Source organism: Streptomyces verrucosisporus (genome assembly GCF_017114865.1).
Taxonomy (GTDB): Bacteria; Actinomycetota; Actinomycetes; order Streptomycetales; family Streptomycetaceae; genus Streptomyces; species Streptomyces fenghuangensis.
Genome location: NZ_JADEYH010000007.1, coordinates 70,655 through 96,882, shown reverse-complemented (window position 1 = coordinate 96,882; position 26,228 = coordinate 70,655). Strand labels below are relative to the sequence as shown.

Sequence of the window (26,228 nt, the reverse complement as noted above, 5' to 3'; positions counted from 1 at the left end):
CGTACGGCGGGCGGCGAGCCGCGCCGTACGGGCCCGCGGAGCACCGGGGCGCGGGAGGTCAGGGCCGGCGCCCCTCCAGCACCTTCGCGACCCCGTCGCGGACCTCCCCGGTGTCCAGACCGCGGACGGTCAGCGTGGTGCGGCGGCGCAGCACGTCGTCCGCCGTCGCGGCCCACTCGCGGTCGCGGGCGTAGACGACCTGCGCCCAGATCTCCGGGGCGTCCGGGTGGACGCGCTCGCCCAGCGCCGGGTCCTCGTGCACCAGGCGTGCGATGTCGAACGCCAGCGCTCCGTAGTGGGTCGCCAGGTGCCTGGCGGTCAGCGGGTCGAGCCGGGTGCCCGGCTCGCGGTCCACCAGCAGCCGGTGGGCGACCGCGTCCGGGTTGGCCACACCCGGCAGCGGCACCCGCCGCACCAGCTCGGAGACCGGCACGGCGTCCTCGGCGAAACCGGTCCGCGCGGTGCCCGGCAGCGCCGCCAGCTTCCGCAGGACGGTGCGGCCGATGTGCCGGTAGGTGGTCCACTTGCCGCCCGCGACCGAGAGCATCCCGCCGCGGCCCTCGGTGAGGACCGTCTCCCGCCTGGCCGACTCCACACCGCCCGGGCCGCCGGGCAGCACCCGCAGGCCCGCGAAGGCGTAGGTCACCAGGTCCGGTGAGAGCTGCTCGTCGCGCACGGAGAAGGCGGCCTCGTCCAGGATCTGCCGGACGTCGGCGTCGGTGGCCGACACCTCGGCCGGGTCGCCCTCGTATGCCTCGTCGGTGGTGCCCAGCAGCAGATGGTCCTCCCAGGGGAGGGCGAAGGTGATGCGGTACCTGTCGACGGGCGTGGCCAGCGCCGCCCGCCACGGCGCCGTACGCCTCAGCACCAGGTGCGCGCCCTTGGACAGCCGGACGCTGGGCGCCGCGCCCGCGTACTCCATCCGCCGCAGGTGGTCCACCCACGGTCCGGTGGCGTTGAGCACCAGCCGGGCGTCCACCTTGAACTCCGTGCCGTCCAGCCGGTCCTTCAGCTCCGCGCCGGTGACCCGGCCGTGGGTGAAGCGCAGACCGGTGACCTCGGCGTGGTTGAGGACGACCGAGCCGCAGTCCACGGCGGCGCGGACGGTCATCACCGCGACCCGGGAGTCGTTCATCTGGTGGTCGCCGTAGACCGCGACCGCCTTGAGGCCGTCGGTGCGCAGCGCCGGGTTGTCGGCGGCGGCCTTCGCCGGGGAGATCAGCCGGCCCACTCCGTCCCCGAAGGCGGACAGGGCGGAGTAGGCGAAGACGCCCGCGCCGAGCTTGGCCGCGCCGTGCGGGCCGCCCCGGTAGACCGGCAGGTGGAAGGTGAGCGGGCTGACCAGGTGCGGGGCCACGTCCTTGGCCAGCACCCGCCGCTCGTGGTGGTTCTCGGCGACCAGCCTCACCGCGCCGGTCCGCAGGTAGCGCAGCCCGCCGTGGACCAGTTTGGAGGAGGCGGAGGAGGTGGCGCCGGCGAAGTCGCCGGCGTCCACCATCGCCACCCGCAGCCCCGACTGCGCCGCGTGCCAGGCGACCGAGGTGCCCAGGATGCCGCCGCCGACGACCAGCAGGTCGAAGACCGCGCTCTCCAGCACCTCCCGCCTCTCGGCACGGCCCGGGTCCGGGCCGGCGGCCGGGCGCGCCCCGAGGGTGGGGGCGCTTTTGAGGGTGTTCATGTGGATCAGTTCTCCTCTTCGAGCCAGCCCATGGTCCGCTCCACGGCCTTGAGCCAGTTCTTGTACTCGCGTTCGCGGGTGCCCGCCTCCATCCGGGGCGTCCACTCCGCGGCCCGCCGCCAGTTGGCGCGCAGGGCGTCGGTGTCCGGCCAGAAGCCGACGGCCAGGCCGGCCGCGTAGGCGGCGCCCAGGCAGGTGGTCTCGGCGACCATCGGCCGGACGACCGGGGCGTCCAGGACATCGGAGATGCACTGCATCAGCAGGTTGTTGCTGGTCATGCCGCCGTCCACTCTCAGGGCGGTCAGCTCGACGCGGGAGTCCTTCTCCATCGCGTCGACGATCTCGCGGGTCTGCCAGGCCGTCGCCTCCAGCACCGCGCGGGCGATGTGCGCCTTGGTGACGTAGCGGGTCAGGCCCGCTATGACGCCCCGGGCGTCAGAGCGCCAGTAGGGGGCGAACAGCCCGGAGAAGGCGGGGACGAAGTAGGCGCCGCCGTTGTCCTCGACCGAACTGGCCAGCGTCTCGATCTCGGCGGCGCTGTTGATCAGGCCCATCTGGTCGCGCATCCACTGGACCAACGAACCGGTGACCGCGATCGATCCCTCCAGCGCGTACACCGGGTCCTGGTCGCCGATGCGGTACCCGACGGTGGTCAGCAGGCCGTTGTAGGAGTTGACGGCCTCGGAACCGGTGTTGAGCAGCAGGAACGTACCGGTTCCGTACGTCGACTTGGCCTCGCCCGGTGAGAAGCAGGTCTGGCCGAACAGCGCGGCCTGCTGGTCGCCGAGCGCGGAGGCCACCGGAACGCCCGCCAGTGCCCCGCGGGCCTCGCCGTAGACCTCGGCGGAGGAGCGGATCTCGGGCAGCACCGCCATGGGCACGCCCATGGACTCGCAGATGCGCGGATCCCAGTCCATGGTGCGCAGGTTCATCAGCAGGGTGCGGGAGGCGTTGGTGACGTCGGTGACGTGCACGCCTCCCTCCGTGCCGCCGGTGAGGTTCCAGATCACCCAGGAGTCCATGGTGCCGAAGAGAATCTCGCCGGCCTCGGCGCGCTCGCGCAGTCCTTCGACGTTGTCCAGCAGCCAGCGGATCTTCGGGCCCGCGAAGTAGGAGGCGAGCGGCAGGCCGGTCTCGCGGCGGAAGCGGTCCTGCCCGACGTTGCGGCCCAGCTCCCGGCAGAGCGCGTCGGTGCGGGTGTCCTGCCAGACGATGGCGTTGTGGACCGGCTCGCCGGTGGCCCTGTCCCACAGCAGCGTCGTCTCGCGCTGGTTGGTGATGCCCAGCGCCCGTACGTCCTCGCGCGTGATGCCGGCCTTGTCCAGGGCCTCGGTGATCACCTCCTGGACGTTGGTCCAGATCTCGGCGGCGTCGTGCTCGACCCGGCCGGGCTCGGGGAAGATCTGCTCGTGCTCCTTCTGGCCGACCGAGACGATGCGGCCGTCCCGGTCGAAGACGATGCAGCGGCTGGAAGTGGTGCCCTGGTCGATGGCGGCGATGAACTCGCGGCGGGTGTCGCTCATGTCGGGGTGCTCCAAGGGTGGGCGGCGGGATGGTGCCGGGGGATCGGAGGGAGTGGGGGCGGGGAGGAGGTCAGGCGAACGCGAGCCGGTAGAGGAGGCCCGCGATCGCTCCGCCCAGCAGGGGGCCCGCCACCGGGACCCAGGCGTAGCTCCAGTCCGATCCGCCCTTGTTGGGCAGCGGGAGCAGGGCGTGCACGATGCGCGGTCCGAGGTCGCGGGCGGGGTTGATCGCGTACCCGGTCGGGCCGCCCAGTGAGAGGCCGATGCCGACGACGACCAGGGCGGTGACGAGGACGCCGGTGCCGGACAGGGCCAGCCCCTCGGTGAGGCCCTGGGTGAGGATGGCCAGGACCAGCACGGCGGTGGCGATGGTCTCGGTGGCCGTGTTCTGCACGGGGTTGCGGATCTCGGGGGCGGTGGAGAAGACCCCGAGCACCGGGCCGGGGGCGTCGGAGCGCCGCCGGTCGGCGGCGGCCGTCGTCTGGGCGCCGGGGCCGCCGACGACCTCGCGGTCGGTCAGGTGCGCCAGGAACTGGCCGTAGTAGGAGACCCACACCAGGACGGCGCCCGCCATGGCGCCGAGCAGCTGGCCGGCGAAGTAGACGGGCACCTTGTCCCACTCCCCGCTCTGCACGGCGATGCCCACGGTGACCGCAGGGTTGAGGTGGGCGCCGGAGAGGCCCAGGGAGATGTAGGCGGCGGTGAGGACGGCGAATCCCCAGCCGAAGGTGATGGCGGCCCAGCCGGCGCCGGCGGCCTTGGATCGTCTGAGCGTGACGGCGGCGCAGACGCCGCCGCCCAGCAGGATCAGGACGGCGGTGCCGATGACCTCGCCCAGGAATATGTCGGAGCTGGACACCCGCGACTCCTTTGCTCTTGTCCGGAGGGAGCCAGATGGAAGAGGTGGGGGAGGCGGACCGAGTTCCGTTCGCTGTTCGACATTGTCGACCGCCGAACGGCAGTTTTACCTCAGTCGAACATCTCGTCAAGGGCGTGGGTGGCGGATCGTGACGGCGGACACGGGCCGCACGGCCGAAACCGTGCTGAAGCGGCCGGACGGGACCGGGCGAGCGGGGGTGTGCACGGGGCGCCTTCGGACACTGCCCAGGGGCGACTGCTCCGAACCGGGCGGAGACTCGAATCGAAAAATAATATGCCAAGCAGATGAATGAACTTCCGATGCCGACGGACCGGGGCGAACCGGGCGGGCCGGCGAGAGCGGGACGAGGTGAAGCGCGACGGGTCAGAAACGGCCCGCGCCCAGGTCGCGCGACACCGCCCGCGCGCAGTCCCGCACGGCCGCCACCAGCCGCGGCTGTATCTCCCCGTCCGAGCACACCCGCTCCACCGCGCCGGTGACGGCCACGGCGCCCACCGGCATCCGGCGCCGGTCGTGCACGGGGGCGGCGATGGAGGCGACCCCCTCCCAGGTCTCCTCGACATCCGCGGCCCAGCCGCGGGACCGGGTCAGCTCCAGGACCTCCTCGAACGACTCCGGATCGGTGATCGTGTGCGCGGTCAGCGCCTCGCGCCCGGAGTCCATCGCCTCGCTGTGGGCCACCGGGTCGTACGCCGCCAGCACCTTGCCCAGCGCGGTGCTGTGCAGTGGCTGCATCGCACCCACCTCCAGTACCTGCCGGCTGTCGTCGGGGCGGAAGACGTGGTGCACGATCAGTACACCCTGCTGGTGGAGCACGCCCAGGTAGACGCTCTCTCCACTGGAACGGGCCAGGTCGTCGGTCCACACCAGGGCGCGGGCCCGCAGTTCGTGGACGTCCAGGTAGCTGTTGCCCAGCCGCAGCAGCTCCGCACCCAGCTGGTACCTGCCCGAGGCGGGATCCTGCTCGACGAAGCCCTCCTGCTGGAGGGTGCGCAGCAGGCCGTGGGCGGTGCCCTTGGCCAGGCCCAGGGTGGAGGCGATGTCGGACAGCCCGAGGCGCCGCTCGCCCCCGGCGAGCAGTCGCAGCACCGCCGCCGCCCGCTCCAGCGACTGGATGGTCCGGGCCATCGCGCACCTCTCCTCTGTTCGCTTCTCCAGGTGGGCCTGAAGACGGCATTCGACAATGCCGAACGCTATCGGATCATGCCGATACCGCGGTAGCCGTCCGAAGTCCGGCGTCCACGCCTCGGGACACTTGCGGCTCTCACGGTGCCGACGGATACCCTGACCCGGTGCGCTTCCCGATGGAAGACGCAAAGCCGACAGCCGTCGCATCTCTGGGAGCCCTTCCATGGCAGCTTCGCCGACCCCGCACGACCTCGACCCGACGCCGACCGCCGGACCCGCCTCCGCCGGTACGTCGAAGACCCCCCGCGCCGATGCCCTGCGTGAGGCGCTGTCCTCGCGGGTGGTGGTGGCCGACGGGGCGATGGGCACGATGCTGCAGGCGGCCGATCCGTCGCTGGAGGACTTCCAGCAGCTGGAGGGCTGCAACGAGGTCCTCAACGTCACCCGCCCCGACATCGTGGCCTCGGTGCACGAGGCGTACCTCGCGGTGGGTGTGGACTGTGTGGAGACCAACACCTTCGGCGCCAACCACGCGGCGCTCGCGGAGTACGACATCGCCGACCGGGTGTACGAGCTGTCCGAGGCCGGGGCCCGGGTGGCGCGCGAGGTGGCCGACACCTTCACGCGGGACACGGGGCGCCAGCGGTGGGTGCTGGGGGCGATGGGGCCGGGCACCAAGCTGCCCACCCTCGGCCATGTCGAGTACCGCACGCTGCGGGACGCCTATCAGCGCAATGCCGAGGGTCTGCTGGCGGGCGGGGCGGACGCGCTGCTGGTCGAGACGACCCAGGACCTGCTGCAGACCAAGGCCGCGGTGCTGGGGGCGCGCCGGGCGCTGGATGCGGCCGGGCTGTCGGTGCCGGTGATCTGCTCGGTGACGGTGGAGACGACCGGCACGATGCTGCTGGGCAGTGAGATCGGTGCGGCCCTGACGGCGCTGGAGCCGCTGGGCATCGACATGATCGGGCTGAACTGCGCCACCGGCCCGGCGGAGATGAGCGAGCATCTGCGGTATCTGGCCCGCCACTCCCGCGTTCCGCTGTCCTGTATGCCGAACGCGGGGCTGCCGGAGCTGACCGCCGACGGTGCGCGCTATCCGCTCACGCCGGGCGAGCTGGCGGATGCGCAGGAGTCGTTCGTGGCCGAGTACGGGCTGTCGCTGGTGGGCGGGTGCTGCGGGACGACGCCGGAGCACCTGAGGCAGGTCGTCGAGCGGGTGCGGGGGGCGGCGCCGGCCGGGCGGGAGGTGCGGCCGGAGCCGGGGGCGGCGTCGCTGTACCAGGCGGTGCCGTTCCGGCAGGACACCTCGTATCTGGCGATCGGGGAGCGCACCAACGCCAACGGGTCGAAGAAGTTCCGCACCGCCATGCTGGAAGGGCGGTGGGAGGACTGCGTGGAGATCGCGCGGGAGCAGATCCGCGAGGGTGCGCACATGCTGGATCTGTGCGTGGACTACGTCGGGCGTGACGGTGTGGCGGACATGGCCGAGCTGGCCGGGCGGTTGGCGACGGCCTCCACGCTGCCGATCGTTCTGGACTCCACCGAGCCGGCGGTGATCGCGGCGGGGCTGGAGAAGCTGGGCGGCCGCGCGGTGATCAACAGTGTGAACTACGAGGACGGCGACGGGCCCGGCTCCCGGTTGGCGAAGATCACGGCTCTGGCGGCCGAGCACGGCGCGGCGCTGATCGCGCTGACCATCGACGAGGACGGGCAGGCCCGCTCGGCCGGGCACAAGGTGGCGGTGGCCGAGCGGCTGATCGCCGACCTGACAGGGAACTGGGGCATCCGGGAGGAGGACATCCTCATCGACTGCCTGACGTTCACCATCTGCACCGGCACCGAGGAGTCCCGCCGCGACGGGGTGGCCACCATCGAGGCGATCGGTGAGCTCAAGCGGCGGCATCCGCGGGTGCAGACCACGCTGGGGCTGTCGAACATCTCCTTCGGCCTGAACCCGGCCGCCCGGATGGTGCTCAACTCCGTCTTCCTGGACGAGTGCGTGAAGGCCGGCCTGGACTCGGCGATCGTGCACGCCTCCAAGATCCTGCCCATCGCGCGGATCCCCGACGAGCAGGTCCAGGTGGCGCTGGATCTGATCCACGACCGGCGGGCGGAGGGCTACGACCCGCTGCAGCGGTTCCTGTCGCTGTTCGAGGGCGTGGACACCAGGAGTGTGCAGGCCTCCCGGGCCGAGGAGTTGGCCGCGCTGCCGCTGGAGGAGCGGCTGCGGCGCAGGATCATCGACGGGGAGCGGAACGGCCTGGAGGCCGACCTGGACGCGGCCCTGGAGACGCGTCCGGCTCTGGACATCGTCAACGACACCCTGCTGGCGGGCATGAAGGTGGTCGGGGAGCTGTTCGGTTCCGGGCAGATGCAGCTGCCGTTCGTGTTGCAGTCGGCCGAGGTGATGAAGACGGCCGTCGCCTACCTGGAGCCCCACATGGAGAAGACCGAGGGCGAGGAGGGCAAGGGCACGATCGTGCTGGCCACGGTGCGCGGAGACGTGCACGACATCGGCAAGAACCTGGTCGACATCATCCTGTCCAACAACGGCTACAACGTGGTCAACCTCGGGATCAAGCAGCCGGTGACGGCGATCGTGGAGGCGGCCGAGGAGCACCGCGCGGATGTGATCGGCATGTCCGGGCTGCTGGTGAAGTCCACAGTGATCATGAAGGAGAACCTGCAGGAGCTCAACGCCCGCGAGCTGGCCGCGAGGTATCCGGTGATCCTGGGCGGGGCCGCGCTGACCCGTGCCTACGTCGAGCAGGACCTGCACGCCCTCTATGAGGGCGAGGTCCGCTACGCCCGTGACGCCTTCGAGGGGCTGCGGCTTATGGACGCGCTGATCGGCGTCAAGCGCGGCGTGCCGGGGGCGAAGCTGCCCGAGCTGCGGCAGCGCCGGGTCAGGGCGGCGGCCGCCCAGCCGGCCGAGCCGGCCGAGACCGGCCCGGTGCGCTCGGACGTGGCCACCGACAACCCGGTGCCCACCCCGCCCTTCCTCGGCACGAAGGTGGTCAAGGGCATCCAGCTCAAGGAGTACGCGAGCTGGCTGGACGAGGGCGCGCTGTTCAAGGGCCAGTGGGGGCTGAAGGCACCGCGTACCGGGGACGGGCCCACCTACGAGGAGCTGGTCGAGCGCGAGGGCCGCCCGCGGCTGCGGGGCTGGCTGGAGCGGCTGCACACCGAGAACCTGCTGGAGGCCGCGGTGGTCTACGGCTACTTCCCCTGCCACGCCGAGGGCGACGACCTGGTGGTGCTGGCCGAGGACGGGTCCGAGCGGTGCCGGTTCACCTTCCCCCGCCAGCGCCGCGGGCGCAGGCTGTGCCTGGCGGACTTCTTCCGCCCCGCCTCCTCCGGCGAGAAGGACGTGGTGGGTTTCCAGGTGGTCACCGTCGGCTCCCGCATCGGGGAGGCCACCGCCGACCTGTTCGCCGCGGACGCCTACCGCGACTACCTGGAGCTGCACGGCCTGTCGGTGCAGCTGGCCGAGGCGCTGGCCGAGTACTGGCACGCCCGGGTCCGTGCCGAGCTCGGCTTCGCCGGCGACGACCCCGACGCGATCGAGGACATGTTCGCCCTGAAGTACCGCGGCGCCCGCTTCTCGCTGGGCTACGGGGCCTGCCCGGACCTGGAGGACCGCGCCAAGATCGCCGAGCTGCTCCGGCCGGAGCGGATCGGGGTGAAGCTGTCCGAGGAGTTCCAGCTCCATCCCGAGCAGTCCACCGACGCCATCGTTCTGCACCACCCCGAGGCCAAATACTTCAACGCGCGATAGTTCGCGGGCCGACGTAGACTGATCTGTCCGGTACAGGCCGGTCGTCCGCATCCGTCAGGTGCGGGCGACCGGCCTTCGCGTCCCCGTAGGAGGCACACGGATGACTCGTCCCCTATCCCGCGCCGAGGTCCCGCCCGCCTTCGGCGGCAGCGCTCCGGCTCCCGTCTCCGCGCCCGTACGGGTTCCCGGCGGAGGGGGGAGACCGGCCGCGGCGGGCGCGTCCGCCGCCGCTTCGCCCGCAGCGTCCACCGTGGCCGGGGCCGCCGCGGCCGGTCTTCAGGCCGTTCTGCTGGACATGGACGGCACGCTGGTGGACACCGAGGGATTCTGGTGGGAGACCGAGGTCGAGGTGTTCGCCGAGCTGGGGTACACGCTGGCCGACGAGCACCGTGAGGTGGTGGTCGGCGGGCCGATGTCCCGGAGCGCGACCTATCTGATTCAGGCCACCGGGGCGGATGTCTCCCTGGGAGACCTGACGGTGCTGCTCAACTCCAAGTTCATCGAGCGGGTCGAGCGCGGGGTGTCCCTGATGCCCGGTGCCCGGCGGCTGCTGACGGAGCTGGCCGCGCACGACGTGCCCGCCGCCCTGGTGTCGGCCTCGCACCGGCGGGTCATCGACCGGATGCTGGTCTCCCTGGGGCCGGAGCACTTCGCGCTGACCCTGGCGGGGGACGAGGTGGAGCGGACCAAGCCGCACCCGGACCCGTATCTGCTGGCCGCCTCGCGGCTGGGGGCGCACCCGGGGCGCTGTGTGGTGGTGGAGGACACCGCGACCGGTGTGGCCTCGGCGGAGGCCGCGGGCTGTCATGTGGTGGCGGTGCCGTCGGTGACGCGGATCGAACCCGCGCGCCGGCGCACGGTCGTGCCGTCCCTGGAGGAAGTGGATCTGCCTTTTCTGCACTCCCTGATCGCTTCCGCGTACTGAGCGTGCGCCGTTCGCTGCACGATGAATGCATCGAAAACCGTGAGCAGCGGGCCGTTCATTATCAGTGACGAATGCGGTGGCCGAATTCCTGCTTTTCGCCTGGCGGTTGAACGCGTGACTTTCATCACGCGATGCCGGGGCGCGGGACGGGGGCCGGGGTGGCGCCGAGGGCGGTTGGCCCCTTTTCCGTGCTTCCATGTGTCCCGTTTGATGCCCACTCGCGCCGATCGCTCCGGCGTCCGGTTATCGGATCGTGCGATGGAGTTATCGGAGCGTGATAATTCCACGCCGGTGGTCCCGGGAAGTGGCGGACCCCACGGCTACTAATGTCTGTGTCCCGGCCGGAGAATTCGGCGACAACCCGGCTGGACGAGGAGACCGTCACCGATGAACCGCAAGACGCTGCTGCTGCCCGCCCTCGCGGGCCTGCTGGCCCAGCTGATCGTTGCATGCGGCAACGACAGCGCCGGCGGCGGAAACGGCGGAACGATCGTCGTCGGTACCACCGACCTGATCGAGGCCACGGCGAAGGCGCCCGCTCCGCTCGACCCCGCGGCGGTCTACGACGTCAGCACGTGGAACATCTTCCGCAACACCTTCCAGACCCTCCTGCGTCTGCCGCGGGCGGGCACCCAGCCGGAGCCGGAGGCCGCGCAGGAGTGCGGATTCGCCGACCAGCGCAGTACGCAGTACCGCTGCACCCTCCGCGAGGGACTCACGTTCTCCAACGGGCACGAGCTGACGGCCGAGGACGTGGTGTTCTCCGTCAACCGCATGCTCGGCATCGACGACTCCGGCGGCCCCGCGTCGCTGCTGAGCAACCTCGACCGGGTCGAGGCGCCCTCCGGAAACGAGGTGGTCTTCCACCTCAAGAAGCCCGACGCCACCTTCCCCCAGAAGCTCGCCACCCCCGCGGCGGCGATCCTGGACAGCGAGGTCTACTCGGCCGACAAGCTCCACGAGGGGTACTCGCTCACCGGCTCCGGCCCCTACGTCCTGGAATCCTTCGACGCCGAGGGCGGCCGGGCGGTCCTCGCTCGCAACGAGGGCTACAAGGGCGACCTGGAGCTGCGGAACAACCGTGTCGAGCTGCGCTTCTTCGACGACTCCAAGGCGATGGAGAAGGCCCTGCGCGACGGCGACATCGACGTGATGAACCGGAGCCTGTCGCCCGAGCAGATCGACCGGCTCGGGAGCGACAAGGGCGACGGCATCGACGTCGTCGAGATGTCCGGCCAGGAGATCCGCTACCTCGTCTTCGCCACCGACGACCCGGTCGTCGGCCGCAAGGCCGTGCGCCAGGCCATCGCCCGGACCGTCGACCGCGGCGAGCTGGTGCGCGATGTGTACGCCCGGACCGCCGAGCCCCTGTACTCCATCGTCCCCAGCGGGCTGACCGGCCACCACAACTCCTTCTTCAACGTCTACGGCGAGCCCGACGTCAAGGCGGCCCGCACCGTCCTCGAACGCGCCGGCATCGACACCCCGGTCGAGGTGGAGCTCACCTACACCACCGACCACTACGGCCCCGCCACCGCCGAGGAGTTCGAGGTGCTGGCCGAGCAGCTCAACGACTCCGGACTGTTCCGGGCGGAGACCAAGGGCGTGCCGTGGAAGACCTACCGGCCCGCCTCGGCCGAGCAGGAGTACGCGGTCTACGGCATGGGCTGGTTCCCGGACTTCCCGGACCCGGACAACTTCGTCGCGCCCTTCTTCGCCGAGGACAACTTCCTGGGCTCCCCGTACGAGAACAACGAGATCCGCGAACAGCTCATCCCGCGCACCCGGGTCGAGGAGCGGCGCGACGAGGCGGTCGACGACTTCGTCCGCGTCCAGGACATCGTCGCCAAGGAGGTGCCCGTGCTGCCGCTGTGGCAGGGCAAGCAGTACGTCGCCGCCCGCGACGGGGTCACCGGGGTGGAGTGGGCACTCAACTCCTCCTCCGTGCTCCAGTTGTGGGAGCTGGGCAGAGGCGTCCAGGACTGAGCTTCTCCCGCGCCGCCCCCGGGGCCGGGGGCGGCGCGGGGCTGTGCGAACGGGGGTTCGGAGAACGGCACACCACGGATGAGGATGCGAACGTGAGGAAAAGGGCCCGTTTCCGGGCGCTTGCGGTAGGTACGACCCTGGTCGCCGCACTGCTCACCGGCTGCGGTGACGAGCAGGGCACGGGCGCCGGGCAGGGGGAGCGGATCGTGATGGGCATGACCGACGAGGTCATGGCCGTCGACCCCGCCTCCGGTTACGATCCGGGGTCCTGGCTGGTCTTCAACAACGTCTTCCAATCGCTGCTCAGTTTCCCCAGGAACGGGACGGAGCCCCAGCCGGAGGCCGCGCGGAGCTGCGAGTTCACCGACGACGGCAGCCAGGTCTTCCGGTGCGTCCTCAAGGACGGGCTGAAGTTCACCAACGGCAACGCGCTCACCTCGAAGGACGTGAAGTTCTCCTTCGAGCGGACCCTGCGCATCGACGACCCCGACGGCCCGGCCGTGATGCTGTCGGGCATCGAGAGGATCGAGACCCCGGATGCGGGGACGGTCGTCTTCCGCCTCGCCTCGCCCGACGCCACCTTCCCGCAGAAGATCGCCTCCGGCGCCGGCTCGATCGTCGACCACCGCGCGTACCCGGCCGACGAACTGCGCACCGACGGCAAGGCCGTCGGCTCGGGCGTGTACCGGCTGGACTCCTACGGCGACAAGGAGGCCGTCTTCTCCGTCAACCCGGACTACGTCGGGCCCGCCGAGGTGAAGAACTCCGGTATGACCATGAGGCTCTTCCACGGCGACCAGGCGGCGCTGAAGGAGGCTCTCAGCGACGGCGAGGTGGACCTGGCCTACCGCGGCCTGGCCATGGACGACATCGCCGACCTGGACGCGGCGGCGAGCGCCGAGAACGGTGTGGAGGTCGTCGAGGGCACCAGTGCCGAGGTCCACCACCTGGTCTTCAACACGGAGCACCCGGTCACCGGCAAGCCGGGGGTGCGCAAGGCCATCGCGCACCTGCTGGACCGCTCCACGCTGATCCGCGACGTCTACCGGCGCACCGCCGAACCGCTGTACTCGATCGTGCCCGCCGGGATCACCGGCCACAACACGGCCTTCTTCGACGCCTACGGCAGTCGCCCGCAGCCGGCCGAGGCCAAGGCGGCCCTGCGCGCCGAGGGCATCACGGAGAAGGTGGAGCTGACCCTGTGGGCCACCCCCGTGCGCTACGGCCCCGCCACCGTCCGGGAGTTCGAGGAGATCGCCCAGCAGCTCAACGCCAGCGGCCTGTTCGAGGCCAAGGTCGAGAGCGTGGAGCTGGATGAGTACGAGAAGGGCATCGAGGCGGGCGAGTACGGGGTGTACGTCAAGGGCTGGGTCCCCGACTACCCCGACGCCGACAACTTCACCGCGCCCTTCTTCGGCGAGGACAACGTGCTGGGCAACGGCTACGAGGCCGGACGGATCACCTCCAAGCTGCTGCCGCGCACGGCCGCGGCGAGCGACCGCGCCGCCACCGTCGAGGACTTCGGCGAGATCCAGGACATCGTCGCCCGGGACCTGCCGATCCTGCCCGTCTGGCAGGGCAAGCAGTACGCCGTGGCGCACGAGGACATCTCCGGGCTGGAGTGGACGCTGGACGCCTCCACCGTCTTCCGCTTCTGGGAGATCGGCAAGGGCAGCGCGGGCTGACCCCGCTCCCTCCCCGGAACCCGGAACCGGCACCGCCGCCGGTGCGCCGCCCGCCGCCTCCCCGCGGCGGACGGCGCACCGGCGACGCCGGTCCTGGTGGGCGCCCTACCGGTCGCCGGGGCGGACCAGCCCGCTCTCATAGGCGTAAACGGCCGCCTGCACCCGGTCGCGCAGGCTCAGCTTGGTCAGCACATGGCCGACATGGGTCTTCACCGTCGTCTCGCTGACGAAGAGGTCCGCGGCGATCTCGGCGTTCGACAGACCGCGCGCCACCAGCTTGAGCACCTCGACCTCGCGGTCGGTGAGCGTGCCCAGCGCGTCGGGCACCTCCTCCTCGCCCGAGGGCAGCTTCCCGGCGTACTTGTCCAGCAGACGCCGGGTGATGCTGGGGGCGAGCATCGCCTCGCCGGCCGCCACCACCCGGATCGCCTGCACCAGCTCGGCGGCCGGGGCGTCCTTGAGGAGGAAACCGGACGCGCCCGCGCGCAGTGCCTCCACCACGTACTCGTCCAGGTCGAACGTGGTGAGTACCAGCACCTTGGCGGGGCCGTCCCGCTCCGGGCCGGTGATCTGCCGGGTCGCCTCCACGCCGTCCATCCGCGGCATCCGGATGTCCATCAGGACCACGTCCGGCTGGAGGGCCCGCACCTGCTCCAGTGCCTGCAGGCCGTCCCCGGCCTCGCCCACCACGGCGATGTCGCCCTCGGCCTCCAGGATCATCCGGAAACCAGTGCGCAGCAGCGGCTGGTCGTCGACCAGCAGGACGCGGATTGCCACGGGAACTCCTATCGGGAACGAGGGCTCGGCAGGCCCATTCTCGCCCAGCCGGCCGTGCCCTCCGACCCGGGGAGGGGCCCGGTCGGCCGCCGCCGTCAGGACCTCTCGCCGCCCTCCCCGCCGGCGCCCGTGCCGTCACCCGTGTCGCCGCTCCCGCCGCCGTCCGGATCCAGCGGCAGCCGGGGCTGGATCATCAGCGGATACGGCGGGGGAGTGCCCCCGAACTCCGGGCACAGCGCCTGGTGGGCGCACCAGCCGCACAGCGGGCCCGGCCTGGGCCGCCAGTCGCCGGTCTCGGTCGCCTGCCGGATCGCCTCCCACAGGGCCAGCAGCTTGCGCTCCACACCGCGCAGGTCGTTCTCGTCCGGGTCGTAGGTGAGCACATCGGTGCTGCCCAGGTAGACCAGTTGCAGCCGGCGCGGAACCGTGCCGCGCAGCCGCCACAGCACCAGGGCGTAGAACTTCATCTGGAACAGCGCCTCGGCCGTGTACTGAGGCCGGGGCGCCTTTCCGGTCTTGTAGTCGACGATGCGGACCTCACCGGTGGGCGCCACGTCCACCCGGTCGATGATGCCGCGCAGCCGCAGCCCGGACTCCAGGCGGGCCTCCACGAACAGCTCACGCTCGGCCGGCTCCAGTCTGGTGGGGTCCTCCAGGGAGAACCACCGCTCGACCAGCTCCTCCGCCTGGGCCAGCCACCGCGCCAGCTCGGTGCCGTCGGCCGCGCCCTCGCCCGGGACCGCCCGGCCGTCCTCCGTGAACAGCTCCGCCAGCTCCGGCCGCTTCGCCAGCAGCCGCTCCCACTCCCGCCCCACCAGCGAGCGCGCCCGGCGTACGCTGCGCTCGGCGGCCGGGGAGTCGAACAGCCGCTCCAGCACCGCGTGCACCACCGTGCCCCGGGTGGCCGCGGGCGTCGGTTTCTCGGGCAGCCTGTCGATCACCCGGAAGCGGTACAGCAGCGGACACTGCATGAAGTCGGCGGCCCGCGAAGGTGACAGGGAGTTGGGCGGCGAGGCGGGCGAGGACGCCTTGCCGGATGCCGGATGGGAGACCATGGACACGACCCTACGGCCCGCCACCGACACACCGCCGCTTACCATCGATGGCGTACCCCTTCGCACCCTCCCCCGCACCACAAGGCCGCGGGGACCGACCACCGGGTGCGAGGGCATCTTCTACGAGGGGAACCCGTGGCGGACACGGACAACGGCGGGCGGCCGGAGCCCGGCCCCGGCGAATCGGCGGACGGCAGGCCGAAGCGCCCGCGGGAGAGCGGCGGCGGCATTCTCATGGGCCGCCCCTTCGGCGTGCCCGTGTACGTGGCGCCGAGCTGGTTCGTCGTCGCCGCGCTGATCACCTGGGTCTTCGGCGGCCAGCTGGAGCGCGTGCTCCCGGAGCTGGGCGGCGCCCGCTACCTGGTGTCCCTGTTCTTCGCGGTCGCCTTCTACGCCTCGGTGCTGGTCCACGAGCTGGCCCACACCGTCGCCGCGCTGCGCTTCAAACTCCCGGTGCGCCGCATCCAGCTCCAGTTCTTCGGCGGGGTGTCGGAGATCGAGAAGGAGAGCGAGACCCCGGGCCGGGAGTTCGTCCTGGCCTTCGTCGGCCCACTGCTCTCCCTGGTGCTGTCGGGCGTGTTCTACCTGGCGCTGTTCGCGGTCGAGCCCGGCACCGTGCCCGCGGTGCTGCTGGCCGGGCTGATGGTCTCCAACCTCATCGTCGCGATCTTCAACCTGCTGCCGGGTCTGCCCCTGGACGGCGGCCGGATGCTGCGCGCGGTGGTGTGGAAGATCAGCGGCAGGCCGATGACCGGCACCGTCGCCGCCGCCTGGACCGGCCGTGCGCTCGCCGTCGCCGTCCTGATCGGGATGCCGCTGCTCAGCTACGCGGGGGGCTACGGCGCCGAGGAGGGCTTCGGCGGGGTGGACTCCATCACCGACGCCCTGCTCGCCGCGATCCTCGCCGCGATCATCTGGACCGGCGCCGGCAACAGCCTGCGCATGGCCAGGCTGCGCGAGCGCCTGCCCGAGCTGAACGCCCGGGCCCTGACCCGCCGTGCCGTCCCCGTCTCCGCCGGCACCCCCCTGTCGGAGGGGTTGCGCCGCGCCAACGAGGCCGGGGCCAGGGCCCTGGTGGTCGTGGACGGCCAGGGGGAGGCGGTCGCCGTGGTCCGCGAGGCGGCTATCGCCGGGGTGCCCGAGCACCGGCGCCCCTGGGTGGCGGTGAGCACCCTGGCCCAGGACCTCACCGAGGGCATGCGGGTGTGGGCCGAGCTGGCCGGCGAGGAGCTGCTGGAGCACCTGCGCGCCACCCCCGCCACCGAGTACCTGGTGGTGGAGGGGAACGGCGAGATCTACGGGGTGCTGTCGGCCGGCGACGTCGAGCGGGCCTTCGTGGCGGCCATGGCCAAGCCGGCCTCCTGAACTTCCGGGAACCTCGTCCCGTACGCCCCGTCCGCCTCTCCGGGGCCGCCCGGGGGAGGGACGCGGGGGAGGGGCGGGCCTCGATTACGGCCGGAGGGCGTGCCTGGACTACCCTTGCCCCCATGTCCGAACCGACCGGTGCCGCCCGCCGTCGCGGGCCCTTCCAGGTCGGGGACCAGGTCCAGCTCACCGACCCCAAGGGACGCCACTACACCTTCACGCTCGAGGCGGGGAAGAGCTTCCACACCCACAAGGGAGCCTTCCCCCACGACGAGCTGATCGGTGCTCCCGAGGGCACGGTCGTCCGTACCACGGGAAACGTCGCCTACCTCGCGCTGCGTCCCCTGCTCCCCGACTACGTCCTGTCCATGCCGCGCGGCGCTGCCGTCGTCTACCCCAAGGACGCGGGGCAGATCCTCGCGATGGCCGACATCTTCCCCGGCGCGCGCGTCGTCGAGGCCGGCGTCGGCTCGGGCTCGCTGAGCACCTTCCTGCTGCGGGCCGTGGGCGACCAGGGCATGCTGCACTCCTACGAGCGCCGCGCCGACTTCGCCGAGATCGCGCAGGCGAACGTCGAGCGGTACTTCGGCGGCCCGCACCCGGCCTGGCGGCTGACCGTCGGAGACCTCCAGGACAACCTGTCCGACACCGAGGTCGACCGGGTCATCCTGGACATGCTCGCCCCCTGGGAGTGCCTGGAGGCCGTCTCCAAGGCCCTCGTCCCCGGTGGCATCCTGTGCGCCTACGTCGCCACCACCACCCAGCTCGCCCGCACCGTGGAGTCCATCCGCGAGCACGGCACCTTCAATGAGCCGGCCGCCTGGGAGACCATGGTGCGCACCTGGCACGTCGAGGGTCTGGCCGTCCGCCCCGACCACCGCATGATCGGGCACACCGGCTTCCTGCTCACCGCCCGCCGGCTCGCCGACGGGGTGGAGCCCCCGATGCGCCGCCGCCGCCCGGCCAAGGGCGCCTACGGGGAGGACTACAGCTGTCCGGGCAGCGGCTCGGGCCGCGGCTGATACGGCTCTTTTCCGCCATCCGCGGCGTATGCGGGGGCGGCCCTGTGCGGGCCGGGCGGGAGACGGGGCGGCGGCGAAGCGCACCCGGCCGTTCCACCGCGGTGTGACGTATGGCACGATGCTGGGCACCCCCGGCCGCCCGCACCTCACAGGAGCCGTCCCGCGTGCAGCTTCCGGCAGACTCTGCGCCCGCTCCCTCCGCCTCGCCCCTCCCCGGCACCGCCTCCCGCGTCCCGCCCCAGCCCGGTCCGGCCGGGGCCTCTGGGACGGACCGGACACCGTCCTCCACCGCGTCTTCCCCCGAGGCCCCCGCCCACACCCGGACCCGCGCGCCGCACTGGTTCGCCACCGCCGCGGCGCTGGGCGCACTGCTGGGCGCGGTCGCGCTGCTGGAGCCCGCCGGCGCCGACGCCACCCAGCCGCGGGAGACCTCCGCGGTGGCTCCCGGGCCGGACGCGGACACGGCCCGCTACCCGCTGGAGTGCGGCCCCGCGGAGGCCGAGGTGATCGACAGGGCGGCCGTGGACTTCGACGGCGACGGCCGCGCCGAGACCGTCGCGGTGGTCCGCTGCGCCGCGGGGCTCGGCACCCCGCCCAGCGGGGTGTACGTCCTGGCGCACCCCGCGAGCGAGGGAGGCGGACCCCGGATCGCCGAGACCCTGGTGGATCCGGAGGAGGGGATGGCTGTGCAGGACCTGGCCGTCCGCGACCGCACGGTGTCCGCCAGACTGCTGGGCTACTCGTCGCCGGACGTGCCCCGCTGCTGCCCCGACCAGGCGCGGGACGTCGAATGGCAGTGGCGGGGCGGGAAGTTCGTGCTGGAGGCGGCGCCGACCGCGCGGAGTGTCTGAGCGGTCACGCGACACCCGGCGCGGCCGGAGGCCGCAGCGCCGCCGTACTACCCGGCGTCGGGGCCGTACACCTCGACGCCGTCGGCCGCCCGGCGCACGTGGATGCACTCGCCCGGGCACTCCCTGGCCGAATCCACCACGTCGCTGAGCAGTGGGAGGGGGACGGGGGCGGTGGCGCCCGGCTCGGTGCGCAGCTCCGCCTCCTCGCCCGCGGGGGCGGGGCCCTTCACGTAGGCGAGCCCGTCGATGTCCAGCTCGAAGACCTCGGGCGCGTACTGCGCGCAGATCCCGTCGCCGGTGCAGAGTTCCTGGTCGATCCAGACTTCCAGTTCTGCGGTCTGCTCGTTGTGCGAGCCCATGTTGCTGCCTGCCGTTCCTGCGCTCGTGACCGGACCGTGTGACGGATTGTCGGTGTGATCTTGGCGGAATAGAGCCACCCGTGACGGGGGTTGACGCTTCAGACGATACAACCGGCCGCTTTCCGGAGAGGTTGGGTGGGTATTCACCCGGGGTAAGGGAGTGCGCAAGGGTGAAGATCAGACACACCCCGACCGTGTTTGTGATCTAGGGGTTTCAACCCCCACGGGTCCAGGTAGGGTCAGGAAGCGTCCAGCTCCCCTTGGAGGAGGTGAGGACCGTGGCAGCCCACGACGACGACATCAACCGCGGCATCCGGCCCGAACGGGGTTCCGACGACCCGGCAGGCCAGGTTGCCCATCTCGAGCAGGAGATCGCCGTCCTGCGCCGCAAGCTCGCCGACTCTCCGCGCCACACTCGGATTCTCGAGGAGCGGATCGTCGAGCTGCAGACGAACCTGGCCGGTGTGTCCGCACAGAACGAGCGGCTCGCAGGCACCCTCCGTGAGGCCCGTGACCAGATCGTGGCCCTCAAGGAGGAGGTCGACCGGCTGGCCCAGCCGCCGGCCGGCTTCGGAGTTTTTCTGCAGGCGAACGAGGACGGTACGGCCGACATCTTCACCGGCGGGCGCAAGCTCCGGGTGAACGTCAGCCCCAGTCTCGACCTCGGTGAGCTCAGGCGTGGCCAGGAGGTCATGCTGAACGAGGCGCTCAATGTGGTCGAGGCCATGGAGTTCGAACGCGCCGGGGACATCGTCACCCTCAAAGAGGTCCTGGAGGACGGCGAGCGCGCTCTGGTGATCGGGCACACCGACGAGGAGCGCGTGGTCAGGCTCGCCGAGCCCCTTATGAACGCCACGCTCCGGGCCGGTGACGCGCTGCTGCTGGAGCCGCGCTCGGGGTACGTCTACGAGGTCGTGCCCAAGAGCGAGGTGGAGGAGCTCGTCCTCGAAGAGGTCCCGGACATCGATTACAACAAGATCGGTGGCCTGGGCGGTCAGATCGAGCTGATCCGCGACGCGGTGGAGCTCCCTTACCTCTACCCGGACCTGTTCAAGGAGCACGAACTCCGCCCGCCCAAGGGCGTCCTGCTCTACGGCCCGCCCGGCTGCGGCAAGACCCTCATCGCCAAGGCCGTGGCCAACTCCCTTGCCAAGAAGGTCGCCGAGGTGACCGGGCAGCCCCAGGGGAAGAGCTACTTCCTCAACATCAAGGGCCCCGAGCTGCTGAACAAGTACGTCGGCGAGACCGAGCGGCACATCCGGCTGGTCTTCCAGCGGGCCCGGGAGAAGGCGAGCGAGGGCACGCCCGTCATCGTCTTCTTCGACGAGATGGACTCCCTGTTCCGCACCCGCGGCTCCGGCGTCAGCTCGGACGTGGAGAACACCATCGTCCCGCAGCTGCTGTCGGAGATCGACGGCGTGGAGGGGCTGGAGAACGTCATCGTCATCGGTGCCTCCAACCGCGAGGACATGATCGACCCGGCGATCCTGCGACCGGGACGCCTCGATGTGAAGATCAAGATCGAACGTCCGGACGCCGAGGCCGCCAAGGACATCTTCTCGAAGTACCTGACCCCGAACCTCCCGCTGCACGCGGACGACCTCACGGAGCACAACAAGGACCCCGAGGCCACCGTCGCCGGGATGATCCAGTCGGTCGTCGAGCAGATGTACGCCGAGTCCGAGGAGAACCGCTTCCTGGAGGTCACCTACGCCAACGGTGACAAGGAGGTCCTGTACTTCAAGGACTTCAACTCCGGCGCGATGATCCAGAACATCGTCGACCGGGCCAAGAAGATGGCGATCAAGGCCTTCCTCGACCACAACCAGAAGGGCCTGCGGGTCTCCCATCTGCTCGCCGCGTGCGTGGACGAGTTCAAGGAGAACGAGGACCTGCCCAACACCACCAACCCCGACGACTGGGCCCGCATCTCCGGCAAGAAGGGCGAGCGGATCGTCTTCATCCGCACCCTCGTCACCGGAAAGCAGGGCGCGGACACCGGACGCTCCATCGACACGGTGGCCAACACCGGTCAGTACCTGTAGAAGACACCGTCCGGCTGCGGATGCCCGTGTCACCGTCGACAGGCGGGGCGGGCGTCCGCAGCCGGATCTTTTCGGACCGATCTCCACCGAGGAAACACGGGAAGTCCGCAGTGATCTCCCAACCGGGGCCCGACCGCCCTAGGCTCGTCCGTACCGCCGCCATGCGGAGTGCGGGACCAGGGGCCGCGAACGGGCCGGATGCGCAGCGGGACTTGAGCGGTGGCCCAAAGGCGGGCCGCCGCCGGGCAAGGAGGGCCGCATGACCGTACGGCGAGTGATGGGCATCGAGACGGAGTACGGGATCTCCGTCCCCGGTCACCCGAACGCCAATGCCATGCTCACCTCGTCCCAGGTCGTCAACGCCTACGCGGCGGCGATGCACCGGGCGCGCCGCGCCCGCTGGGACTTCGAGGAGGAGAACCCGCTGCGGGACGCCAGGGGCTTCGACCTCGCGCGCGAGGCCGCCGACTCCAGCCAGCTCACGGACGAGGACATCGGCCTGGCCAACGTGATCCTCACCAACGGCGCGCGGCTGTACGTGGACCACGCGCACCCCGAGTACAGCGCCCCGGAGGTCACCAATCCGAGGGACGCCGTGCTGTGGGACAAAGCCGGCGAGCGGATCATGGCCGAGGCCGCCCGGCGCGCCGCCGAGGTGCCCGGCGCCCAGCCGATCCACCTCTACAAGAACAACACCGACAACAAGGGCGCCTCCTACGGCTGCCACGAGAACTACCTGATGAAGCGGGAGACCCCCTTCTCGGAGATCGTGCGCCATCTGACGCCCTTCTTCGTCTCCCGCCAGGTCGTCACCGGGGCCGGGCGCGTCGGGATCGGGCAGGACGGCTCCGAGCACGGCTTCCAGATCAGCCAGCGGGCCGATTACTTCGAGGTGGAGGTCGGCCTGGAGACCACCCTCAAACGGCCGATCATCAACACCCGGGACGAGCCGCACGCCGACGCCGAGAAGTACCGCCGGCTGCATGTGATCGTCGGTGACGCCAACCTGTCGGAGATCTCCACCTACCTCAAGCTCGGCACCGCCTCCCTGGTGCTGTCCATGATCGAGGACGGCTTCATCGCCGTCGACCTGGCCGTCGACCAGCCCGTGCGCACCCTTCACCAGGTCAGCCACGACCCGTCGCTGCGCCGGCCGATCAGGCTGCGCAGCGGACGGACGCTCACCGCCGTACAGCTCCAGATGGAGTACTACGAGCTGGCCCGCAAGTACGTGGAGGAGCGCTGGGGGCAGGACGCGGACGAGCAGACCAGGGACGTGCTGGCCCGCTGGGAGGACGTCCTGGTGCGTCTGGAGAGCGATCCGATGAGCCTGGCGGGCGAGCTGGACTGGGTCGCCAAGCGGGAGCTGATGGAGGGCTACCGGCGCCGCGACGGCCTGGACTGGGACGCGGCCCGGCTGCACCTGGTGGACCTGCAGTACGCCGACGTACGCCCCGACAAGGGGCTGTACAACCGCCTGGCGGCCCGCGGCCGGATGAAGCGGCTGCTGGACGAGGCGGAGGTGGAGCGGGCCCGCTCCCAGCCTCCTGAGGACACCCGCGCCTACTTCCGGGGCCAGTGCCTGGAGCGGTACGCCGACGCGGTGGCCGCGGCCTCCTGGGACTCGGTGATCTTCGATCTGCCGGGTCGGGACTCCCTTCAGCGGGTACCCACCCTGGAGCCGCTGCGCGGCACGCGCGCCCACGTCAGCGAGCTGCTCGACCGCTGCGGTACGGCGGAGGAGCTGGTCAGGGCGCTGTCCGGAAAGTGAACCGGGGGAGAGGGGACGGCTGAAAGCCTCCGGACGCGGGAATCATGGAGACGGCTTCCGAACGCCGGCGACGGCGGCGTGGCAGAGGCATGGCAGTGGCATGGCGGCGGCACGGTGGGAAGTGCCACCGAGCAGGAGAAGGGCCGATGTCAGGCCCGGCTTGTAGGGTCTGATCTTGTACCGTCCAACCGAGCGGGGTGAGGTATATGGCGACCAAGGACACCGGCGGCGGTCAGCAGAAGGCGGCACGCACCACCGAGGAGGTCGACGAGCAGACGCAGGACGCGCAGGTCTCGGAGGACCTCAAGGAGCGCCAGGAGGCGCTGTCGGACGAGGTGGACTCCGTGCTGGACGAGATCGACGACGTACTCGAGGAGAACGCCGAGGACTTCGTGCGCTCCTTCGTGCAGAAGGGCGGCGAGTAGGGCGTGCCCGTCCGTCCCGCACCCCCGCGACGGCGGGGGTGCGGGACGGATGACATCCGCCGCCACGGGTAAGGTCCGTGCAGGATTCTCAAGATCCGGTCTCACGATCTGGTGGAAGGAAACGTGTGGAAGCCAACACCCGTAGCACAGGGCGTCTGCCTGCTGCCTTCCTGACGCCGGGCTCGTCCTCGTTCATGGACTTCCTGTCCGAGCACGCGCCCGAGCAGCTCCCCGGAAACCGTCCGCTCCCGCCCGTGAAGGGCGCCGTCGAGGCGCCGCACGGCACGACGATCGTCGCGGTCACCTTCCCCGGCGGCGTGGTGCTGGCCGGCGACCGGCGCGCGACGATGGGCAACATGATCGCCCAGCGCGACATCGAGAAGGTCTTCCCGGCCGACGAGTACAGCGCCGTCGGCATCGCCGGGACCGCCGGACTCGCCGTGGAGATGGTCAGGCTCTTCCAGCTGGAGCTGGAGCACTTCGAGAAGGTCGAGGGCACCCAGCTGTCCCTGGAGGGCAAGGCCAACCGCCTGTCCACGATGATCCGCGGCAATCTCGGCATGGCCATGCAGGGCCTGGCGGTGATCCCGCTGTTCGCCGGGTACGACGTGGACCGGGGCAGGGGTCGTATCTTCTCCTACGACGTGACCGGTGGGCGATCCGAGGAACAGGGCTTCGCGGCGGTCGGCTCCGGCTCGGTCTTCGCACGCGGTTCGCTCAAGAAGCTGCACCGCGACGACCTGGGCGAGCGGCAGGCGGCCACGGCCGTCGTCCAGGCCCTCTACGACGCCGCCGACGACGACTCCGCCACCGGCGGTCCCGACCTGGTGCGCCGGATCTACCCCGTCGTCACGGTGATCACCGAGGACGGCTTCCGCAGGCTCACCGAGGAGGAGGTCGCCGAGATCGCCCGCTCGGTGCACGACGGCCGGCTCCAGTCGCCCAACGGGCCCCAGGCCCCTGTGCTCTAGATCAGGAAGGGACCGATAGCCGGTGTCGACGCCGTTCTATGTCTCACCCCAGCAGGCCATGGCGGACCGCGCCGAGTACGCCCGCAAGGGCATCGCGCGCGGCCGCAGCGTGGTCGTGTTGCAGTACGCCGACGGCATCGTGTTCGTCGCCGAGAACCCCTCTCGGGCACTGCACAAGGTCAGCGAGATCTACGACCGGATCGCCTTCGCGGCGGTGGGCAAGTACAACGAGTTCGAGAACCTGCGCATCGGCGGCGTCCGCTACGCCGACCTGCGCGGCTACACCTACGCACGCACGGACGTCACCGCGCGGGGCCTGGCCAACGTCTACGCCCAGACACTGGGCACCATCTTCTCCAGCGCGGCGGAGAAGCCGTACGAGGTGGAGCTGATCGTCGCCGAGGTCGGGGAGGGCCCCGAGGACGACCAGATCTACCGGCTGCCGCACGACGGCTCCATCGTCGACGAGCACGGCTCGGTGGCGGTCGGCGGCAACTCCGACCAGATCGGCAGCTACCTCGAACAGCGCCACCGGGACGGGATGACCCTGGCCGAGGCCCTCAAGCTGGCGGTGGAGTCCCTGAGCCGGGACAGCAACGGCGGCGAGCGCACCCTCACGGCCGACCAGCTGGAGGTCGCCGTCCTGGACCGCACCCGGCCCCAGCAGCGCAAGTTCAAGCGTGTGCTCGGCCGGCAGCTCTCCCGGCTGCTGGAGGAGGAGGGTGCGTCCGCGCCCTCCGGTGACTCCTCCGAGGAGTCGTCCGGTGAGTCGTCCGGCGGGGCCTCCTCGGGGGAGGCCTCCGCCTCCGACTCCGAGGAGTAGCCTGCGCGCATCCCTCCCGCTTCCGCCGGCCGCCCGTGGGCCCCGGCCGTGCTCAGTGCCGGCCGGGGCCCACGGGCGTGTCCGGGGGCGGAGCGGTGGAGTCCCGCACGGTCAGCCGCACCGGCAGGGTCGTCACCCGGGCGGGGGATCCGGAACCGCCGGCCGCCCGTGGGCCCCGGCCGTCCAGCACGGCACCTTCCTTCCGGCCGTCCAGCACGGCCAGCAGAGCCCGCATCCCGGCCGCCCCCGCCTCCTCGGCGGGCAGCCGCACCGTCGTCAGCTCCGGCTCGACCGCCCGGGCGAGCGACAGATCGTCGAAGCCGGTCACCGAGACGTCCTGCGGCACCCGCAGCCCCAGCCGCCGCACCGCCTTGCACGCGCCCGCGGCGAGCACGTCGTCGTCGCACACCAGCGCGGTCGGCCGGGGGACCGCCGCCAGCGCCTGCGTGGCGGCGCGCGTCCCGGCGGCCACGTCCAGGCCGGCCGCCCAGGTGGGCGGTGGCGGGCAGCCGGCCGCGTCCAGAGCCTCGGCCAGCGCCGCGGCCCGCACCTCGAAGGTCCAGGAGTCCACCGCCGCGGCGATGTGGGCCACCCGGCGATGGCCCAGCTCCAGCAGGTGCCCCACCGCCTGCCGCATGCCGTCGGCGATGTCGAGGTTGACGGTGGCCGCCGCCTGGGTGTTCTCGGGATCGCTGTCGAGCATCACCAGCGGCAGTTCGCCGCCTGAGCGCAGGGCGGCCGGCGCCTCGGAGGCCATCGAGGAGGCGATCACGCCGTCCAGGGCGGCGCCGGCGGAGTCGAAGGGGTCCCGGGCGGGCCCGACGCCCTCCGGGGAGGGGTAGAGCACCACCCCGAGGCCGTGCTCGGCGGCCACCCGAGCGGCGCCCGCGTGGAGCCGGGCGAAGAACTCGTTGGCCAGCGCCGGGACCACCAGCAGCGCGGTACGGGTGCGCCCCAGCCGCAGGCTGCGCGCGGCCAGGTTCGGCCGGTAGCCCAGCTCCCGTGCGGCCTCCCGCACCGCCTCGGCCTTGCCCGGTGAGACCCGGCCGCGCCACTTGCCGCCCAGCACCAGGGAGACGGCCGCCTGGGAGACACCGGCGATACGCGCCACGTCCCGGCTCGTGGGCCGGGGTCGGTCGGTGGTCACTGGCCGGCTCCCGGAGTGGACGGACGGTATGGGC

General features: G+C 71.5%; 20 protein-coding genes. 12 read left to right on the top strand and 8 right to left on the bottom strand.

The window, feature by feature from the left end; genetic code table 11:
• Positions 1 to 58: 58 nt before the first annotated feature.
• From IQ279_RS10895 to IQ279_RS10880, 4 genes are all read right to left on the bottom strand, one after another.
• A complete protein-coding gene (locus tag IQ279_RS10895; RefSeq protein ID WP_206348186.1) occupies positions 59 to 1,678 on the bottom strand; it encodes a glycerol-3-phosphate dehydrogenase/oxidase in 1,620 nt (539 codons plus the stop codon).
• A gap of 5 nt (positions 1,679 to 1,683) precedes the next feature.
• On the bottom strand, positions 1,684 to 3,201 hold the full coding sequence (glpK, locus tag IQ279_RS10890; RefSeq protein WP_206348185.1) for a glycerol kinase GlpK: 1,518 nt from the start codon (positions 3,199 to 3,201) through the stop codon (positions 1,684 to 1,686).
• A gap of 70 nt (positions 3,202 to 3,271) precedes the next feature.
• Positions 3,272 to 4,060, bottom strand: a complete 789-nt coding sequence (locus tag IQ279_RS10885) for an MIP/aquaporin family protein (RefSeq protein ID WP_206348184.1) — start codon at positions 4,058 to 4,060, stop codon at positions 3,272 to 3,274.
• Positions 4,061 to 4,444: 384 nt separating this feature from the next.
• Positions 4,445 to 5,209 carry an IclR family transcriptional regulator gene (locus IQ279_RS10880; protein ID WP_206348183.1) on the bottom strand — a complete coding sequence of 255 codons (765 nt, stop codon included), beginning with the start codon at positions 5,207 to 5,209 and terminating at the stop codon, positions 4,445 to 4,447.
• Between the two features lie 223 nt (positions 5,210 to 5,432).
• Between IQ279_RS10880 and metH the strand changes: the two genes are divergently transcribed.
• The 4 genes from metH to IQ279_RS10860 all read left to right on the top strand — a co-directional run bounded on the left by metH (position 5,433) and on the right by IQ279_RS10860 (position 13,583).
• The gene (gene metH, locus IQ279_RS10875) at positions 5,433 to 8,987 is read left to right on the top strand and encodes a methionine synthase (protein WP_206348182.1); all 3,555 of its coding nucleotides are present in this window, start codon (positions 5,433 to 5,435) and stop codon (positions 8,985 to 8,987) included.
• Positions 8,988 to 9,087: 100 nt separating this feature from the next.
• Entirely contained in the window at positions 9,088 to 9,912 is an 825-nt protein-coding gene (locus IQ279_RS10870) for an HAD family hydrolase (RefSeq protein ID WP_206348181.1), read from the top strand.
• Positions 9,913 to 10,299: 387 nt separating this feature from the next.
• Complete coding sequence (locus IQ279_RS10865) at positions 10,300 to 11,898, top strand: ABC transporter substrate-binding protein (RefSeq protein WP_206348180.1); 1,599 nt, start codon at positions 10,300 to 10,302, stop codon at positions 11,896 to 11,898.
• 92 nt (positions 11,899 to 11,990) lie between these two features.
• A complete protein-coding gene (locus IQ279_RS10860; RefSeq protein ID WP_206348179.1) occupies positions 11,991 to 13,583 on the top strand; it encodes an ABC transporter substrate-binding protein in 1,593 nt (530 codons plus the stop codon).
• A gap of 105 nt (positions 13,584 to 13,688) precedes the next feature.
• Here IQ279_RS10860 and IQ279_RS10855 read toward each other — a convergent pair whose 3' ends face one another.
• Both IQ279_RS10855 and IQ279_RS10850 read right to left on the bottom strand, forming a co-directional pair.
• A complete protein-coding gene (locus IQ279_RS10855) occupies positions 13,689 to 14,360 on the bottom strand; it encodes a response regulator (protein ID WP_101257219.1) in 672 nt (223 codons plus the stop codon).
• Positions 14,361 to 14,455: 95 nt separating this feature from the next.
• Positions 14,456 to 15,460, bottom strand: a complete 1,005-nt coding sequence (locus tag IQ279_RS10850) for a RecB family exonuclease (protein ID WP_206348178.1) — start codon at positions 15,458 to 15,460, stop codon at positions 14,456 to 14,458.
• A 90-nt stretch (positions 15,461 to 15,550) separates the two neighbouring features.
• Here IQ279_RS10850 and IQ279_RS10845 point away from each other — a divergent pair, with 90 nt between their 5' ends.
• The 3 genes from IQ279_RS10845 to IQ279_RS10835 all read left to right on the top strand — a co-directional run bounded on the left by IQ279_RS10845 (position 15,551) and on the right by IQ279_RS10835 (position 18,653).
• Positions 15,551 to 16,780: a site-2 protease family protein gene (locus tag IQ279_RS10845; RefSeq protein ID WP_206348177.1), complete on the top strand. Its 1,230-nt coding sequence runs from the start codon at positions 15,551 to 15,553 to the stop codon at positions 16,778 to 16,780.
• A gap of 122 nt (positions 16,781 to 16,902) precedes the next feature.
• Positions 16,903 to 17,802, top strand: a complete 900-nt coding sequence (locus IQ279_RS10840) for a tRNA (adenine-N1)-methyltransferase (protein ID WP_206348176.1) — start codon at positions 16,903 to 16,905, stop codon at positions 17,800 to 17,802.
• A gap of 164 nt (positions 17,803 to 17,966) precedes the next feature.
• On the top strand, positions 17,967 to 18,653 hold the full coding sequence (locus IQ279_RS10835; RefSeq protein ID WP_307792301.1) for a hypothetical protein: 687 nt from the start codon (positions 17,967 to 17,969) through the stop codon (positions 18,651 to 18,653).
• Between the two features lie 47 nt (positions 18,654 to 18,700).
• On the opposite strand, the gene IQ279_RS10830 is transcribed toward IQ279_RS10835, so the two are convergent.
• A complete protein-coding gene (locus tag IQ279_RS10830; protein WP_206348175.1) occupies positions 18,701 to 19,012 on the bottom strand; it encodes a ferredoxin in 312 nt (103 codons plus the stop codon).
• A 278-nt stretch (positions 19,013 to 19,290) separates the two neighbouring features.
• Between IQ279_RS10830 and arc the strand changes: the two genes are divergently transcribed.
• From arc to prcA, 5 genes are all read left to right on the top strand, one after another.
• A complete protein-coding gene (arc, locus tag IQ279_RS10825; RefSeq protein WP_206348174.1) occupies positions 19,291 to 21,057 on the top strand; it encodes a proteasome ATPase in 1,767 nt (588 codons plus the stop codon).
• Between the two features lie 259 nt (positions 21,058 to 21,316).
• Positions 21,317 to 22,828, top strand: a complete 1,512-nt coding sequence (gene dop / locus IQ279_RS10820; RefSeq protein WP_206348173.1) for a depupylase/deamidase Dop — start codon at positions 21,317 to 21,319, stop codon at positions 22,826 to 22,828.
• Positions 22,829 to 23,034: 206 nt separating this feature from the next.
• Complete coding sequence (locus IQ279_RS10815; RefSeq protein WP_206348172.1) at positions 23,035 to 23,253, top strand: ubiquitin-like protein Pup; 219 nt, start codon at positions 23,035 to 23,037, stop codon at positions 23,251 to 23,253.
• A gap of 125 nt (positions 23,254 to 23,378) precedes the next feature.
• The gene (prcB, locus tag IQ279_RS10810; RefSeq protein ID WP_206348171.1) at positions 23,379 to 24,224 is read left to right on the top strand and encodes a proteasome subunit beta; all 846 of its coding nucleotides are present in this window, start codon (positions 23,379 to 23,381) and stop codon (positions 24,222 to 24,224) included.
• A 22-nt stretch (positions 24,225 to 24,246) separates the two neighbouring features.
• A complete protein-coding gene (gene prcA / locus IQ279_RS10805; protein ID WP_206348170.1) occupies positions 24,247 to 25,047 on the top strand; it encodes a proteasome subunit alpha in 801 nt (266 codons plus the stop codon).
• Between the two features lie 52 nt (positions 25,048 to 25,099).
• Here prcA and IQ279_RS10800 read toward each other — a convergent pair whose 3' ends face one another.
• Entirely contained in the window at positions 25,100 to 26,194 is a 1,095-nt protein-coding gene (locus IQ279_RS10800) for a LacI family DNA-binding transcriptional regulator (protein ID WP_307792300.1), read from the bottom strand.
• Positions 26,195 to 26,228: the final 34 nt, after the last annotated feature.